This is a genomic window from Massilia niabensis, assembly GCF_042655085.1.
Lineage (GTDB): Bacteria > Pseudomonadota > Gammaproteobacteria > Burkholderiales > Burkholderiaceae_D > Telluria > Telluria niabensis.
This window is the reverse complement of sequence record NZ_JBHSMU010000016.1, coordinates 165,782-182,198: the sequence shown is the minus strand read 5'-3', so window position 1 is coordinate 182,198 and position 16,417 is coordinate 165,782. Positions and strand designations below refer to the sequence as shown.

The following is a 16,417-nucleotide window of genomic DNA, read 5'->3' as shown; positions in this document are numbered from 1 at the left end:
AAGTATCACAAGCGGCAGCAGGAGGGGCACACGCCTGCCTGCTGCTGTTTTCATCTTCCTTCATGTCCAAGAACAATTCCCTCGAAGCCCGACTAACCCGCGCGTGGCTGCGCCGCGGCCCGCTCGCCTGCGCGCTGTGGCCGCTGTCGCTGCTGTTCCGGGCGCTGGCGGCGCTGCGCGCTGTTCTCTACCGCGCGGGTGTGCTGAAGGCTGGGAGGCTGCCGGTGCCCGTCATCGTCGTCGGCAATATTTTTATTGGCGGCACCGGCAAGACCCCGCTGACGATCTGGCTGGCGCGGGCACTGCGGGAGGCCGGCTTTCGCCCCGGCGTGATTTCGCGTGGACACGGCGGCGAAGGAGATGCGCCACGCGCGGTCACGCTCCAATCCGATACCCGCGACGTCGGCGACGAGCCGCTCCTGATCGCGCGCCGCGCCGGGGTGCCGGTCGTGGTGGGACGCAAGCGGGTCGAGGCGGGCAGGGCGCTGCTGGCAGCGCACCCGGAAGTGAACGTCATCCTCACCGACGACGGCCTGCAGCATTACGCGCTGGCGCGCGACATCGAAATCGTGCTGTTCGACGGCCGCGGCGTCGGCAACGGCTGGCTGTTGCCGGCAGGGCCCCTGCGCGAACCGCCCTCGCGCCGCCGCGACTTTACGGTCATCAACGCACCCGAGCTGACCCCAGGGCTGGCGCGCGCGGTCGGCGGCAAGCCGTTTCGCATGGAACTGGTTGGCGAGGTGGCCGAGCGCCTGATGGACCCCGGCCAGCGCCAGCCACTGTCCGCTTTCGCCGGGCAGCGCGTCCTGGCCGCGGCCGGGATCGGCAACCCGGGCCGCTTTTTCGCCCTGCTGCAGGGCGCCGGCCTGGCGTTTGCCGAGCTGCCCTTGCCGGACCACTACGATTTCCGCGACAACCCATTCGCATCGGTGGACGCCGATGTCATCCTGATCACCGAGAAGGATGCAGTAAAATGTGGGCAACTTGAAAACCTGAAGGGCGATCCGCGGCTGTGGGTGGTCCCGGTCACTGCGCGCATCGATGCGGCGCTGGCCGAACAAATTGTGGAGAAATGTCGTGGACGCTCGCCTGCTTGATATCCTGGTCTGCCCGTTGTGCAAGGGACCGCTCGAATACGATAAGAAGGCGCAGGAGCTCACTTGCCGCCCGGACCGCCTGGCATTCCCGATCCGCGACGGCATCCCGATCATGTGGGCCGACCAGGCGCGCAAGATCGAGCCGGCCTGAAGCGCATCGACATGGGTTTCACCGTCATCATCCCGGCACGGCTGGCCTCGACCCGCCTGCCGAACAAGCCGCTGGCCGACCTCGGCGGCAAGCCGATGGTCGTGCGCGTCGCCGAGCGTGCGCGCGAATCGGGCGCGGCGCGCATCGTCGTCGCCACCGACCACGCCGACATCCTGGCCGCCTGCAGCGCGCATGGCATCGACGCCCGCATGACCCGCATCGATCACCCGTCCGGCACCGACCGCATTGCCGAGGTGGCGCGCGCACTCGGGCTGGCCGACGACGAGGTCGTGGTCAACCTGCAGGGCGACGAGCCGCTGATCGACCCGGGCCTGCTGGCCGCCTGCGCCGCCCGCATCGCGCCTGGCGTGCCGATGGCGACCTGCGCCCATCCGATCGACTCGGTCGCCGACGTATTCAATCCAAATGTGGTCAAGGTCGTGCTCGACAAGGCGGGCAGGGCGCTGTACTTTTCGCGCGCGACCATTCCGTGGCACCGGGATGCGTTCGCCGCCTCGCGCGACGCTTTGCCGCCCGGCTATGCGCCGCTGCGCCACATCGGCCTGTATGCCTACAGCAACGCCTTCCTGCAAGCCTATCCCGGCCTCGAACCGGCGCCGCTCGAGCAGGTCGAGGCGCTGGAGCAGTTGCGCGTCCTGTGGCACGGCTATCCGATCGCGGTCCACATCACCGACAGTGCGCCGCCGGCAGGCGTCGATACGCCGGAAGACCTGGCTCGCGTGCAATTGCATTATGCGTCTTGATCTGCACGGCAATTGATTACCGGACCGTCTGCGCTAGATCAAGAAACTGATTATGGGGCTGCGGGGATTGGCGTTGACGCTTACTTTTGTGGTAAGTTTCGTACCAAGGTGATCAGATATGCATCAATCGCGATTCTTTGCCAACACAATATGACGTCTTGAAAAACCGTAGCGAGCGGCAGCAATGTCGTCCGAGCCGCCAAGGCGGTGATGCTCACTGTACGGGGGTACAGCGAGCTATCGCCTTGGCGGCGCAGGACGGCAGTGCAACGCGCAGTGGGTTTTTCGAGATGTCTAATAACAATTTTTAACATCTGTCTTAGGAATTCTTCATGCGTCTCATTCTGTTAGGAGCGCCTGGCGCCGGCAAAGGCACCCAGGCTAACTTCATCAAGGAAAAATACAATATTCCGCAGATCTCCACCGGCGACATGCTGCGCGCGGCGATCAAGGCTGGCACCGAGCTCGGCCTGGCGGCGAAAAAGGTAATGGACGCGGGCGGCCTGGTGTCGGACGACATCATGATCGGCCTGGTGAAGAATCGCCTGCAGGAAGCGGACTGCGCCAACGGCTACCTGTTCGACGGCTTCCCGCGCACCGTCGCGCAAGCCGACGCCATGAAGGACAACGGTATCAACGTCGACTACGTGCTGGAAATCGATGTGCCTGACGACATGATCGTCGAGCGCATGAGCGGCCGCCGCACGCACCCGTCCTCGGGCCGCGTGTACCACACCAAATTCAACCCGCCGAAAGTCGCCGACATCGATGACATCACCGGCGAACCGCTCGTCCAGCGCGACGACGACAAGGAAGAAACCGTCATGAAGCGCCTGTCGGTCTACCATAACCAGACCGAAGTGCTGCTTGGCTACTACAACAACTGGGCCCAGTCGGGCCTGCCCGGTGCCCCGAAGTACCGCAAGATCACGGGCGTGGGACCAGTCGAACAGGTACGCGACGCGGCATTCGCCGCGCTCTCCGAGTAAGACCAGAAGCGGACAGTGATGTCCGCTTTTTTTTGGCCGCGGATGACCCGGGGCACCTCAAGCCATCAGTCGCACCATTTGTTTGTATCAAAGTTATGCAGTACGCAGTGAGGCAGACTGCTTCGCCTGGCCGGTGAAGCATCTTTCGTTGTGTGGTTGTGAATACTTGATCAAAATCTAAGGGGACGAAATGGCAGCAAACTATCTCACGTTTGCCGTGGCATGCGGCGTCATCGCGGTCATCTACGGGTTGTGGGCCCGCGCCTGGATCCTGCGCCAGGATGCGGGTAACCCGCGCATGCAGGAGATTGCGCAGGCGATCCAGGAGGGCGCTTCCGCCTATCTCGGGCGCCAGTACCGCACCATCGGCATCGTTGGCCTCGTGCTGCTCATCGGCATCTACGCGCTGCTCGGTCCCCTGACTGCGCTCGGCTTCTTTGCCGGCGCCGTGCTCTCGGGCGCCTGCGGCTTCATCGGCATGAACGTGTCGGTACGGGCGAACGTCCGTACCGCGCAGGCGGCCGCCACCGGCATGAAGGAGGCCCTGGCTGTCGCCTTCAGGGGCGGGGCCATCACCGGCATGCTCGTCGTCGGCCTGGGCCTGCTGGGCGTGTCGCTGTTCTACTGGTATTTGACGGCGAACGCCAGCGGTGCGGCTTCCGAGACGCGCCATGACATCATCGCGCCGCTCATCGGCCTGGCCTTCGGCGCCTCGCTGATCTCGATCTTCGCGCGCCTGGGCGGCGGCATCTTCACGAAAGGGGCCGACGTCGGCGCCGACCTGGTGGGCAAGGTCGAAGCCGGCATCCCCGAGGATGACCCGCGCAACCCGGCCGTCATTGCCGACAACGTGGGCGACAACGTCGGCGACTGCGCCGGCATGGCGGCCGACCTGTTCGAAACCTATGTCGTCACCCTGATCGCCACGATGCTCCTTGGCGCCCTGGTGGTGACCGACAGCGTCGGCGAGGCGATGCTGTATCCGCTGCTGCTGGGCGCCGTGTCGATCATCGGCTCGATCGTCGGCTGCAGCATGGTGCGCTCGCGCCCCGGGCGCAAGATCATGTCGGCGCTGTACACGGGCCTGTGGTGGGCGGCCGGGCTGTCGCTGCTGGGCTTTGTCGTGGTCACCTGGATGGTCTGGGAAGACCCGGCCATGCGCACCGCCATGCTCGGCTGCGCGATCGTCGGCATCGTGCTGACCGGCCTGATGGTGTATATCACCGAGTACTACACCGGCACCGACTTCAAGCCGGTGCGCCACATCGCCGAAGCGTCCACCACCGGCCACGGCACCAACATCATCGCCGGCCTGGGCGTATCGATGAAGGCCACCGCCTACCCGGTGCTGGCCGTCTGCATCGCCATCCTCGTGGCCTACCAGCTCGGCCAGCTGTACGGCATCGCCATCGCAGCCACCTCCATGCTGTCGATGGCCGGCATCGTCGTCGCCCTCGATGCTTACGGCCCGATCACCGACAACGCCGGCGGCATTGCCGAAATGAGCGGCATGCCGGACGCGGTGCGCGCCATTACCGACCCGCTCGACGCCGTCGGCAACACGACCAAGGCGGTGACCAAGGGCTATGCAATCGGCTCGGCTGGCCTGGCCACGCTGGTGCTGTTCGCCGACTACACCCATGCGCTCGACTCGGCCGGCAAGTCGATCGTGTTCGAACTGTCGAACCCGATGGTGATCGTGGGCCTGTTCATCGGCGGCCTGATTCCCTACCTGTTCGGGGCGATGGCGATGGAGGCGGTCGGGCGCGCGGCAGGGGCGGTCGTGGTCGAGGTGCGGCGCCAGTTCCGCGACATTCCCGGCATCATGGCCGGCACCGCCAAGCCCGAGTACCACAAGGCGGTCGACATGCTGACCGCCTCGGCGATCCGCGAAATGGTGGTGCCGTCGCTGCTGCCGGTGGTGGTGCCGATCGCGGTCGGCATGCTGCTGGGACCGGCGGCGCTGGGCGGTGTGCTGATGGGCACCATCATCACCGGCCTGTTCGTCGCCATTTCCATGACCACCGGCGGCGGCGCCTGGGACAACGCCAAGAAATACATCGAGGACGGCCATTTCGGCGGCAAGGGCTCGGACACGCACAAGGCGGCCGTCACCGGCGACACGGTCGGCGACCCGTACAAGGACACGGCCGGCCCGGCGGTGAACCCGCTGATCAAGATCATCAACATCGTCGCGCTGCTGATGGTGCCGCTGCTGCCGGCGGCGGGGTGGATCTCGATGTCCGAGCCGCAGATCGCCCAGCTCAAGCGCCCCGCGCATCCCGTCGTCCAGCCCGCAACCGCACCCGTCGCGGCGCCTGCGGCTGCGACGACCGTGGCGGTAGAGCCGGGACATGCGCAACGCTGACCAGCAACTCTTTGAAACCAGGCGTGTACATCAGTGTACCGCCTGGTTTTTGCATGACATCTCAGCCCCTGCCCAGCGCCCCCTCGATCGCCTTCGCCAGCGACGCATGATCCGAATCCCCCTGATACCGCTCGCCATTGATAAAAAAGGTCGGCGTCCCGCTGGCCCCGGCGGCATGCGCCTCCTGCACATCCGACTCGACCCGGGCACGGTGCTGTCCGCCCTCGAACTCGCTGCGAAAGCGCTGCGCATCGAGCTGCAGGTTGGCGGCGATCGCCGGCAAGGCGTCTTCGTCGAGCATGCCCTGGTTCTCGAACAGGGCATCGTGCATCTCCCAGAACTTGCCCTGCGCGCCTGCGGCCTCGGCCGCTTCGGCCGCCGGCTGGGCGAACGGATGCAGGTCTGTCAGGGGCAGGTGCCGATACACCAGCGCCACGCGATCGCCATGCTGTTGCTGCAAGCTAGTGAGCGCCTTGTGGGCGCGGGCGCAATAGGGACACTGGAAGTCGGCGTATTCAATCAGGACCAGCTCCGCTTCCCTGTTGCCACGCACGTGGTCGTTCTCTTTGATGCGCATCCGTTCGTCCATCTTTCCTCCGATCGTTTGGTTCGCTTGAACATGCGCGGCGCGCACCTACACTGAAGGCATCAACGCCGCGTTCGAGGAGGTCATCATGGCACGCAAGTACATTGATTGCCGCGAGTTTCCGAGCGACACGAACTGTACGGTAACGATCGCAGCCGACACCGAACAGGAACTGATGGAGGTGGCCGTCCAGCACGCAGTCAGCGTCCACGGCCAGCGCGACACCCCGGAATTTCGCCAGGAAGTGAAAGGCATCATGCACGACGGGCGTCCCCCGGAGTGAGCCGCCGGAGCGCCGGACCATCAGAACACGCACATCCGGTTCGCTTCCTCTCTCAGTTGCCCGCGAAAGTCCGGGTGGGCAATCGCGATCAGCGCCTGCGCGCGCCCCTTCGCTGACTTGCCGCGCAGCTGGGCCACGCCGAACTCCGTCACCACGTAGTTGACGTCGTTCTTGCTGGTCGTTGCGTGCGTGCCCGGGGTGAGCATCGGCACAATGCGCGAGATGGTGCCGTCCTTCGCCGTCGAAGGCAGCACGATGAAGGACTTGCCGCCGCGCGAGCGGTTCGCCGCGCGCACGAAATCGACCTGGCCGCCGGTGCCGGAATAGGGCAGGTGGGCGATGCTTTCGCTGCCGCACTGCCCGAGCAAGTCGACCTGCAGGCTGGCATTGATCGACACCAGATTGTCGTTTTGCCCGGCGATGTACGGATCGTTGGTGAAGTTCGACGGATGCATTTCGAGCATCGGGTTGTGGTGCATGAACTCGTACAGGCGGCGCGAGCCGAGGGCGAAGGTGGCGACCATCTTCCCCGGCAGCAGGGTCTTGCGCCGGTTCGTCACGGCGCCGCACTCCACCAGCCGCAGGATGCCGTCGCCGATCATTTCCGTGTGCACGCCGAGGTCGCGTTTTTCGGTCAGCTGCATGACGACCGCATCCGGAATGCCGCCGTAGCCGATCTGCAGCGTCGAGCCGTCGTCGATCATGTCGGCAACGAGCTTGCCGATCGCTTCCTGCACCGGGCCGATCGTCGGCAGGCCGACCTCCAGGATCGGCTCATTGCTCTCGACCAGCGCCGTCACTTGGGAAATGTGGACATGGCACTGCCCATGCGCGAAGGGCACGTTCGGATTGACTTCCAGGACGACGACGCGTGCACGGGCGATGGCGGCCATTGTGTAATCGGTGCCCAGGCTGAGCGAAAAGTGGCCCTGCGCATTCATGCTCGAGGCCATTGCGAACACGACGTCGCAGGGCATCAGGCCGCGCTCGATAAGTTGCGGGATCTCGGAAAAATAATTCGGGATGAAGTCGCACCAGCCGCCCTGGCCGCTGGCACGCGAGGCGCCGCCGAAAAACAGAGCCGCGTGGCGCACATGCTGCGCCGTGTCCTGGTCGAAATAGCCGTACTTGCGCATCGCCAGGATCTGCGCCACGCGGATGCCGCGCCAGCGCGTGCGCTCGCTTGACAGCGCGGTGAGCAGGGCCGGCGGCTCGCCGACGCCGGTCGGCACGATGATCATGTCGTCGTCGCGCAGCTGCGCCAGGGCCTCGGTCGCGCTGCCGCGCTTCGCCTCGTATTGCTCGCGTATCGTCTGCATTGCCGTCTCCGTTTTTTTAATGGTCGCCGCGCCCTCGCCGGGCTGCTTGCAAGGAGCCTAACGCGCGAAGCTGACGCGGACATGACGCGCACGCGACTGCGGGGCACAAGCGCGCGCCACCGTACAGGGTGCCAGCAGATAATTGGAGCATTCGCCATATTCGCTGCACGGAGGTTCATCATGAAGCACGCGAAACATTCGAAGCCGCTCTGGGTCGCGCAAATCGCCGTGGCCCTGATCGCCGCGCTGGCGGCCAGCACCGCGGCAGGGCAGGCCGGTGCCGGGCAGGCGCAGCAGCCAACGCAGGCGCAGATCCAGCAGATGCAGCAGCAAGGCACGCGCACACAGGCTGCCGGGCAGCAGCCACGCGCGCCCGCTGCGGCCGGACCGAGTTATGGTCCCGTGCTGCACCCGCAGCCGACGAAGTCCGAACCCGGCGCCCAGCCCGAACAGACCCCGCAGGCCCAGGAAGAAAAGGCCGGCGCGCCGCCGCAGGGCCGGCACCAGGAAGTCGATCCGTCGGCGCGGCCGGCGCCGCAGCCGGCCGACCCGGCCAAGCCGGAAGCGAAGAAACCAGCAAAGAAACAGGCGGCAAGAAAGCCGCGCCGCTCGGTCGAGCAGCGCATCGCGACCGTGCCGGAGGTGGCGCCGGGCCGGCTGCTGCCGATTGCGGCGCCACCGCCCCCGCAACCGGCGCCCGTGAATGCCGGTCCGGTCCAGATCAACAGCTGCCTGGGCGGCACCTGCACCGATACGGCGGGCGGCACCTACAACACGGGCGTGGGCAACGCAGCGGTGAATGGCGCGGGGCGCCTGTGCACGCGCAGCGGCAACACGATGCAGTGTTTCTGAACCTGGGCACGCTGCACCATTTAAGACAATCGTGGTTTTTCCTGCCAAAAATTCGCTACAATCCTGCTGGTTGACGTTAACGTAAACGTCAAAACGAACGCAAGAAGAGACAATAAGGGAAAAACCATGCAAATTCAAAACAATGTGTTCATCGTCACCGGCGGTGCGTCGGGCCTGGGAGCGGCTACCGCGCGCATGATTACCGAGGCTGGCGGCCGTGTCGTCATCGCCGACGTGCAGGTCGATGCCGGCGCCGCGCTGGCGCAGGAATTGAACGGCCAGTTCGTCAAGTGCGACGTGACCTCCGAGGAAGACGGCAAGGCGGTCGTCGCCGCAGCAGTCGCCATGGGCACGCTGCGCGGCCTGGTCAACTGCGCCGGCGTGGCGCCGGCCGTGAAAACCGTCGGCAAGGACGGCCCGCACCCGCTGGACGTGTTCCAGCGCGCCGTGAACATCAACCTGGTCGGCACCTTCAACATGGCGCGCCTGGCCGCCGAAGCGATGGGCAATACGGAAGCCGGCGAATACGGCGAGCGCGGCGTCATCATCAACACCGCCTCGGTCGCGGCCTTCGACGGCCAGATGGGCCAGGCCGCCTACGGCTCGTCGAAAGCGGCGGTCGCCGGCATGACGCTGCCGATGGCGCGCGACCTGGCGCGCAACGGCATCCGCGTGATGACGATCGCCCCGGGTATTTTCGAAACCCCGATGCTGATGGGCATGCCACAGGAAGTGCGCGATTCGCTCGGCAAGATGGTCCCGTTCCCGCCACGCCTCGGCATGCCGAAGGAATACGCGCACCTGGCAAAGGCGATCATCGAAAACGTCATGCTCAACGGCGAAACGATCCGCCTGGACGGAGCGATCCGCATGCAGCCAAAATAACCGCAGGAATGAACCGCCCGACAATTTGATGTAGGATGCCAACGGAAACGGAAACGGATACTGAAAGGGCGTGCGCGGCGCTTGCCGCACACGCCCTTTCTTCTTTTGGAGACCCGATGATCAAATTGAGAATGCTCGCCTTTGGCGCTGCACTGCTGGCCTGCGCCACCGTGCCGGGCCTCGCCCAGGAAGCGCGTCAGGAGGCCACTCAGCGCGCGCCCGAAATCGCCACCGGCTATGCCGAAAAAAGCGGCTGGGCCGCGCGCAAGTACATGGTGGCCGCCGCCAATCCGCTCGCCGTCGAGGCGGGCTACCAGATACTCAAGAAGGGCGGCAGCGCCATCGATGCGGCCATTGCCACGCAGCTGGTGTTGACCCTGGTCGAGCCGCAGAGTTCGGGCATCGGCGGCGGCGCTTTCCTGATGCATTACGACGGCAAGAAGGTGCAAGCCTTCGACGGCCGCGAAACTGCGCCTGGCGCCGCCAACGAGCGCCTGTTCCAGAACCCGGACGGCACGCCGGTCTCGCGCACGGCCGGCGTCGTCGGCGGGCGCTCGGTCGGCGCGCCGGGCGTGCTGCGCATGCTCGAGCTGGCGCACAAGCAGCACGGCAAGCTGCCGTGGAAGACGCTGTTCGAGCCGGCGATCCGGCTCTCCGAACAGGGTTTCGCCGTCAGCGGCCGCTTGAATGGCCTGCTGACCTGGGATGCCCACATCCGCAAGGACCCCGTTGCCGCCAGCTATTTCTACGACAAGGACGGCCAAGCCTGGCCGGTCGGCCACGTCCTGAAGAACCCGGCGCTCGCAAGCACGCTGCGCGAGATCGCACGGGGCGGCGCCGACGCCTTCTACAAGGGCCGCATCGCGCGCGACATCGCCGCCAAGGTGAAGGCGCATCCGACCAACCCGGGCCTGCTCACGGCAGGCGACATTGCGGCTTACCGGCCCAAGGTGCGCGAACCGGTGTGCAGCGACTACCGCGCCTTTACCGTCTGCGGCATGCCGCCGCCATCCTCGGGCGGCATTGCGGTGGCCCAGATGCTCGGCATGTTCGAAACGCGCGACATGGCGAAACTCGCCCCCACGGATGGCGTGCCGGGCGTGGAGGCCGTGCACCTGTTCTCCGAAGTCGGGCGCCTGGCCTATGCCGACCGCAACCGCTACGCGGCCGACACCGACTTCGTGCCGCTGCCGGGCCGTGGCTTGCCCGGCCTGATCGACAAGGGCTACCTGGCCGGGCGCGCGGCCCTGGTCAAGGAGCGCTCGATGGGCGAAGCCCCGGCCGGCACGCCGCCGGGCATGGACGTCGCCTGGGGCAAGGACAACGCCATCGAAACGGCCTCGACCTCGCACCTGGTGGTGGTCGACGGCAACGGCGCCGGCCTGTCGATGACGACCACGGTGGAAGACGCCTTCGGGTCGCGCCAGATGGTCGGCGGCTTCATCCTGAACAACCAGTTGACCGATTTTTCCTTCGATTCGAAAGACGCGAACGGGCCGATCGCGAACCGGGTCGAGCCCCGCAAGCGCCCGCGCAGCGCCATGTCGCCGACGATCGTGTTCGACAAGAAGAGCGGCAAGCTGGTCATGGCGGTCGGTTCGCCCGGCGGCCCGGCCATCATCAATTACGTGGCCAAGGTGCTGGTCGGCACGCTCGACTGGGGCCTGAACGTGCAGCAAGCCATTTCGCTGCCGAATTTTGGCAGCCGCAACGGGCCGACCGAGCTGGAGGCGGCGCGTTTCCCCCAAGCCACGACCGACGCCCTGAAGGCGCGCGGCCATGCGGTACGCCACAGCGAGCAGAATTCGGGACTGCACGGCATCATGCGCATGCCCATCCATGGCGAGCCGTGGTGGTTCGGTGGTGCGGATCCGCGACGCGAAGGTGTTGCAAAAGGCGACTAAGGATGACTGATGGGCAATTAATCCCCTCATGGTCAAATTTGTTTGCTAACCTGACGGGGTGGACAGCAAACGACACCCCGGATCGACGCCGGCCGGAAGTGGTGCAAGCCCCTTTCGGCCTGTTTCATTGCACGCGCGCCCCGTAGGAGGGAAGGGCGCGGCTGCCGCATCGGCGCGCGCCTGCCCGATCATCCCTGCGGCCGCATGAAGACTCTGCTGTTCGCCCTGTGGCTGGCGCTGGCCGGCTGCCTGGCCATGCCGGCGCCGGCAGCGGGCGCCCCGGCGCCGACCCTGCGTTTCGAACACTTCAGCGTCGAGGACGGCCTGCCCCAGGAATCGGTGCTGTCGATGGTCCAGGACGCCGACGGCTTCATGTGGTTCGGCACCCAGTACGGCCTGTCGCGTTTCGACGGCTACCGCTTCCATAATTTCCGAAACGTCCCCGGCGACCCGACCACGCTCCCCAACAACTGGATCAAGGTGCTGCACGTGGACCCGAAAGGGCGCCTCTGGATCGGCACCGACGGGGGCCTCGCGCGCTACGACCCGGCAACCCAAGGTTTCCGCCACTACCTGCCGGACGAGCCGGCCCGGCGCGGCAGCGGCAACCGCCACGTGCACGCCATCATCGACGACCGCAAGGACGGCCTGTGGATCGCCACCGCCGACGGCCTGCAGCATTTCGACATTGCCAGCAGCCGCTTCACGACCTGGCACCACGCCGCGGGCGATCCACACAGCCTGGCCAGCGACGACATCGTCACGCTCGCCCTCGACAAGCGCGGGCGCCTCTGGGTCGGCACCGAGGCCGGCCTCGACAGTTTTGACCCGGTCACCGGGCGCTTCGCGCACGAGCGGCCAGCCCCGGGCCGCCAGAAATCGGTGCAGGCACTGCTGGTCGATGGCGCCGATACCCTGTGGATCGGCAGGCTCGACGGCCTCGAGCGCATGCCGCTGTCGGGTGCAGGCGCCGGCCAGCGCCGTCGTTTCGGGCCGGCCGACGGCATTCCCCAGGTCTGGGTCACCTCCCTGCGCGACGTCGGCCACGGCCGGATCTGGGCCGGCACCCACGACGACGGCGCCTACCGCTGGGACGCGCAGCGCGGCCGTTTCGAGGCGCACCGTAAGGTCGTGACCGACCGCAACAGCCTGGCGGACGACCACGTCTCATCGCTGTACCGCGACCGTCTCGGCACCTTCTGGGTCGGCACCTGGTATGCGGGCGTGTCGCGGGTCGACCTTGGCAGCGGCGGTTTCGCGCGCATCATGCGCGACAACGAGGGCCCGGGCCAGCCTGCCGACAACCGTGTGCGCGGCATCGACAACGACGGCAGCGGCCGCCTGTGGCTGGCCTCGGCCAGCACCCTGCAGCTGTACGATCCGGCGCTGCCGAAAGCGAACGCCTACCGTGCCTGGCGCCATGAACCGGGCAATCCGAACAGCCTGATCGACGCGTCGGTCAACGCCGTCGTGCGCGACCGCGACGGCGCCGTCTGGGTCGGCGGGCGCACCGGGATCACCCGCTTCGACACCCAGGCGGGGCGCTTCACGCGCCAGGTGCTGGTGCCCGGCGACGCGAATGCCAACTACGTGCGCGCGATGACCCTCGGGCGCGACGGCGCGGTCTGGATCGCCACGCGCGGCGGCCTGCACCGCCTCGACCCGCGCACGCGCGCCCTGGAAACCTATCGCCACGACCATGCCCGCCAGTTCAGCCTATCGGACAATATCGTCCGTCCCGTGCTGGAAGACCGGCGCGGCCGGATCTGGGTCGGTTCCTTCAACGGCCTCGACCTGTTCGACCGCACCAACAAGCGCTTCCGCCACTTCCGCCACGACGAGTTCGACCCGGCCAGCGTCAGCCACGACGAGATCCACGCGCTGCTGGAAGACCGGGCCGGCAACATCTGGGTCGGCACCGCGGTCGGCCTGAACAAGATGGTCACGGCCGCCGACGGCTCGGTCAGCTTCGTGCGCTACACCATGCGCGACGGCCTGGTCGACGACTCGGTCGCCTCGATCCTGGAAGACCTGGACGGCATCATCTGGGTCAGCACCTCCAGCGGCCTGTCGCGCTTCGACCCGGCCACCAACAGCTGGCGCAGCTATACCGGGGCCGACGGCACCATCGACGGCGCCTATTTCGACGGCTCGGCCGTGCGCGCCCCGGACGGCGCGCTGTACTTCGGCGGTTTCAACGGCATCACCGGGTTCGACCCGCGCGCCTTGCGCAACAATGCCATGGCGCCGCGTCCTGTCATCACCGGCATCCAGGTGTTCAACCGCCCGGTGCAGAGCGCTTACCCGCACCTGCTCGCCGGACCGGTGGAAAGCGCGCGCGCCATCACCTTGTCGAGCGAGCACTCCGTGTTCTCGCTCGAATTCTCGGCGCTGCACTACGCCGCCCCGAAGCGCAACCGCTTCGCCTACCAGCTCGAGGGCTTCGACCAGGGCTGGGTCCAGGCCGACGCCGGCAAGCGCTTCGCCACCTATACCAACCTCGATCCGGGGCGCTACGTGTTCCGGGTGCGCGCGGCCAACAAGGACGGCGTCTGGAGCGACACCCCGGCCACGCTGGCCATCACCATCGAGCCGCCGCCCTGGGGCACCTGGTGGTTCCGCGCCGCCGTGCTGCTGCTGGTCGCCAGCCTGTGCCATGCCGCCTATGCACTGCGCATGCGCGGCCTCTCGCACCAGAAGGCGCATCTCGAGCTGCTCGTCAGCACGCGGACCGAGGAAATCGCGCTGCAAAACCGGCTGCTCGAGCGCCAGACCGAGGAGCTGCGCGAACGCGAGCGCGAAGTGCGGCGCAACACGGTCGAGCTGGCGGACGCCAACCGCGCCCTGTATGAGAACGAGCAGCGCCTGCAGCTGGCCAAGAAGCGCGCCGAGGACGCGGCGCGCCAGAAGTCCGAATTCCTCGCCAACATGAGCCACGAGATGCGCACGCCCCTGGCAGGCGTGATCGGCATGCTCGGCTTCGCCCTGCGCGACGAGCGCCTGCGCGAGGCGACCCGCGAACAGATCGTGCGCGGCCAGGTCAATGCCCAGTCGCTGCTGGCGATCATCAACGACCTGCTCGACTTTTCAAAAATCGAAGCCGGCAAGCTGACCATCGAAAACATCGACTTCGCGCTGGACGCGGCGATCGGCAACGTGGTCGGGCTGTTCGGGGAGCAGGCGGCCGCCCACAGCGTCGGCTTTGCCACCGAGCTCGACGACGACCTGCCGCGCTTCGTGGTGGGCGACCCGACGCGCCTGCGCCAGGTCCTGATCAACCTGGTCGGCAACGCCTTCAAGTTCACGCCGAGCGGGATGGTGTCGCTGCGCGTCGAGCGCCGGCCCGGGGACCAGGCTCCAGCCCGCGCGCAGCACATGATCCGTTTTTCGGTGGAAGACACTGGCATCGGTATCGAAGCGGCCGCGCTGCCGCGCCTGTTCCAGAAATTCGAGCAGGCCGACACCACCACCACGCGCCGCTATGGCGGCACCGGTCTCGGCCTGGCCATCTGCCGCCAGCTGGTGGAACTGATGGGAGGCACGATCGGCGTCGAAAGCCGTCCGGGGGAGGGCAGCACCTTCAGTTTCGTGCTGCCGCTGTTCGACGGCGTCGAACCGCCGGTGGTCGAGCACGCGCCGCGCATGCCGCACACGCACCGCCTGCGCGTGCTGTGCGCCGAGGACTTCGCCACCAACCAGATCATCGCCCGCATGATGGTCGAGGAGATGGGGCACGAGATCGACATCGTCGACAACGGCGCGCTGGCGGTGGCCGCCTGCGCGCGCGTGCGTTACGACCTGATCCTGATGGACGGGCGCATGCCGGAAATCGACGGCGCCACCGCCACGCGCCTGATCCGCGCCGGCGGCACCCTCGACGCCCCGGTGCTCGACCAGCACCTGATGATCGTCGCGCTCACCGCCAACGCCAGCGACGAGGACCGCGACCGCTATCTTGCCTGCGGCATGGACGGCTTCCTGGCCAAGCCGATCGACGAGGCGGCGCTGCACTTCCAGTTGACCCGGGCGATCGAGCGCCAGCTGCAGCGCGGCTTCAAGCTGGCGCCGATGGCGCCGACGCTGGCTGCGCCGCCCGGCACCGCTGAACTCGATGCGATGTTCGGCGTGACCGGGCCCGCCGCGGAGTATGCCAACCCGGCGCCCGCCTTGCCGGTACCCGGCCGCGCGGCATTCCATGCACGCATGCGCGCCGCGTTTGCCGGCGACCTGCCGCGCCGCCGCGCCGAGCTGCACGCCGCGCTCGAGGCCGGCGACATGGAGGCCGCGGGGCGCGTGCTGCACGGGCTGCGCGGCAGCGCCGGCCACCTCGGTGCGGCCGGTCTCGTGACCCTGTGCGCAGGACTCGAGGAGGCGGCCAATGCCGGCAGGGCGGCCGAGGTGCGCGCCGGGCTGCCGGGCCTGGAAGACATGCTTGGCACCTTTGAGCAGTTACCCGCTTGATACCAAAAGTCTCGTATAATGTTCCTGAAAGCAACAATCCGTAAGGGACCGCGATGAAGGTGCTGGTGGTAGACGACGATGTGGTGTCGCGCATGATGCTGATGCATCTGGTCGACAATTGCGGCAAGTACGAGATCCTCGAGGCCGAGGACGGCCTGGATGCCTGGCGCCAGCTCGAAGCCGGGCTGCGCCCGGCGATCACCTTTTGCGACCTGCGCATGCCGCAGCTGTCCGGCACCGAGCTGCTGGCGCGCGTCAGGGCCCATCCGGAGCTCTCCGGCATGCCTTTCGTGCTGGTGTCGGCGGCAAACGACGGCGCGACCATTGATGAAGCGGGAGCGCTCGGCGCCGACGGCTATGTGGTCAAGCCGTTCCGGATCGAAGGCCTGCGCCCGCACCTGATGGCGCTCTCCGCCGACGAGGCGCCGGCGGAGAGCGCGCAGCGGCTCGGCATCGATGTGCCGCGCCTCGCGCTCTACCTCGATGCCCTGGAGCGGCAACTGCTCGAAGCCGGTCCGGCAATCGCGGCATTCCTGATGCAGGGTGACCTGCTGGCATCGCGCCAGTGGCTGGCGCGCCTGCGCGCCGGCTGTTCGACGCTCGGCCTGCATGGGGCGGCCGCCCGGCTGGCGCGCGTGGAGGCGGGAGCGGATGGAGGTGGGGAAACGGCGGCCGCGGTGGCGCAGGCCCTGGCCGCTGCGCGGGCGGACGTCGTGCGCCAGGCCGGGCTGCTGGCTTCAGGCGAGACAGCGCACTAG

General features: G+C 67.2%; 13 protein-coding genes. 11 read left to right on the top strand and 2 right to left on the bottom strand.

Annotation, left to right across the window (positions count from 1 at the left end; all coding sequences use genetic code 11):
• Positions 1-62: 62 nt before the first annotated feature.
• The 5 genes from lpxK (at position 63) to ACFPN5_RS21650 (ending at position 5,369) form a co-directional block, all read left to right on the top strand.
• Positions 63-1,097, top strand: coding sequence for a tetraacyldisaccharide 4'-kinase (lpxK, locus tag ACFPN5_RS21670; protein WP_379785909.1), 1,035 nt, complete (start codon positions 63-65; stop codon positions 1,095-1,097).
• Entirely contained in the window at positions 1,078-1,248 is a 171-nt protein-coding gene (locus ACFPN5_RS21665) for a Trm112 family protein (protein WP_379785908.1), read from the top strand. Before lpxK ends, ACFPN5_RS21665 begins: the two co-directional genes overlap by 20 nt.
• 11 nt (positions 1,249-1,259) lie before the next feature.
• A complete protein-coding gene (kdsB, locus tag ACFPN5_RS21660) occupies positions 1,260-2,012 on the top strand; it encodes a 3-deoxy-manno-octulosonate cytidylyltransferase (RefSeq protein WP_379785907.1) in 753 nt (250 codons plus the stop codon).
• 332 nt (positions 2,013-2,344) lie between these two features.
• Positions 2,345-3,001 (top strand): adenylate kinase, encoded by a 657-nt coding sequence (adk, locus tag ACFPN5_RS21655; RefSeq protein ID WP_379785906.1) that lies wholly within the window; start codon positions 2,345-2,347, stop codon positions 2,999-3,001.
• Positions 3,002-3,191: 190 nt separating this feature from the next.
• The gene (locus ACFPN5_RS21650; RefSeq protein WP_379785905.1) at positions 3,192-5,369 is read left to right on the top strand and encodes a sodium-translocating pyrophosphatase; all 2,178 of its coding nucleotides are present in this window, start codon (positions 3,192-3,194) and stop codon (positions 5,367-5,369) included.
• 61 nt (positions 5,370-5,430) lie between these two features.
• Here ACFPN5_RS21650 and ACFPN5_RS21645 read toward each other — a convergent pair whose 3' ends face one another.
• The gene (locus tag ACFPN5_RS21645; protein ID WP_379785904.1) at positions 5,431-5,958 is read right to left on the bottom strand and encodes a DsbA family protein; all 528 of its coding nucleotides are present in this window, start codon (positions 5,956-5,958) and stop codon (positions 5,431-5,433) included.
• Positions 5,959-6,043: 85 nt separating this feature from the next.
• Here ACFPN5_RS21645 and ACFPN5_RS21640 point away from each other — a divergent pair, with 85 nt between their 5' ends.
• The gene (locus ACFPN5_RS21640) at positions 6,044-6,238 is read left to right on the top strand and encodes a DUF1059 domain-containing protein (protein WP_379785903.1); all 195 of its coding nucleotides are present in this window, start codon (positions 6,044-6,046) and stop codon (positions 6,236-6,238) included.
• Between the two features lie 20 nt (positions 6,239-6,258).
• On the opposite strand, the gene ACFPN5_RS21635 is transcribed toward ACFPN5_RS21640, so the two are convergent.
• Positions 6,259-7,557 (bottom strand): acetyl-CoA hydrolase/transferase family protein, encoded by a 1,299-nt coding sequence (locus tag ACFPN5_RS21635; RefSeq protein WP_379785902.1) that lies wholly within the window; start codon positions 7,555-7,557, stop codon positions 6,259-6,261.
• Positions 7,558-7,737: 180 nt separating this feature from the next.
• On the opposite strand from ACFPN5_RS21635, the gene ACFPN5_RS21630 reads away from it, so the two are divergent.
• The 5 genes from ACFPN5_RS21630 (at position 7,738) to ACFPN5_RS21610 (ending at position 16,417) form a co-directional block, all read left to right on the top strand.
• The gene (locus tag ACFPN5_RS21630; RefSeq protein ID WP_379785901.1) at positions 7,738-8,409 is read left to right on the top strand and encodes a hypothetical protein; all 672 of its coding nucleotides are present in this window, start codon (positions 7,738-7,740) and stop codon (positions 8,407-8,409) included.
• 126 nt (positions 8,410-8,535) lie between these two features.
• Positions 8,536-9,294, top strand: a complete 759-nt coding sequence (locus ACFPN5_RS21625) for a 3-hydroxyacyl-CoA dehydrogenase (protein WP_379785900.1) — start codon at positions 8,536-8,538, stop codon at positions 9,292-9,294.
• 116 nt (positions 9,295-9,410) lie between these two features.
• Positions 9,411-11,198 carry a gamma-glutamyltransferase gene (gene ggt, locus ACFPN5_RS21620; RefSeq protein WP_379785899.1) on the top strand — a complete coding sequence of 596 codons (1,788 nt, stop codon included), beginning with the start codon at positions 9,411-9,413 and terminating at the stop codon, positions 11,196-11,198.
• A 204-nt stretch (positions 11,199-11,402) separates the two neighbouring features.
• Positions 11,403-15,659 (top strand): hybrid sensor histidine kinase/response regulator, encoded by a 4,257-nt coding sequence (locus ACFPN5_RS21615; RefSeq protein ID WP_379785898.1) that lies wholly within the window; start codon positions 11,403-11,405, stop codon positions 15,657-15,659.
• A 53-nt stretch (positions 15,660-15,712) separates the two neighbouring features.
• Positions 15,713-16,417 carry a response regulator gene (locus tag ACFPN5_RS21610; RefSeq protein WP_379785897.1) on the top strand — a complete coding sequence of 235 codons (705 nt, stop codon included), beginning with the start codon at positions 15,713-15,715 and terminating at the stop codon, positions 16,415-16,417.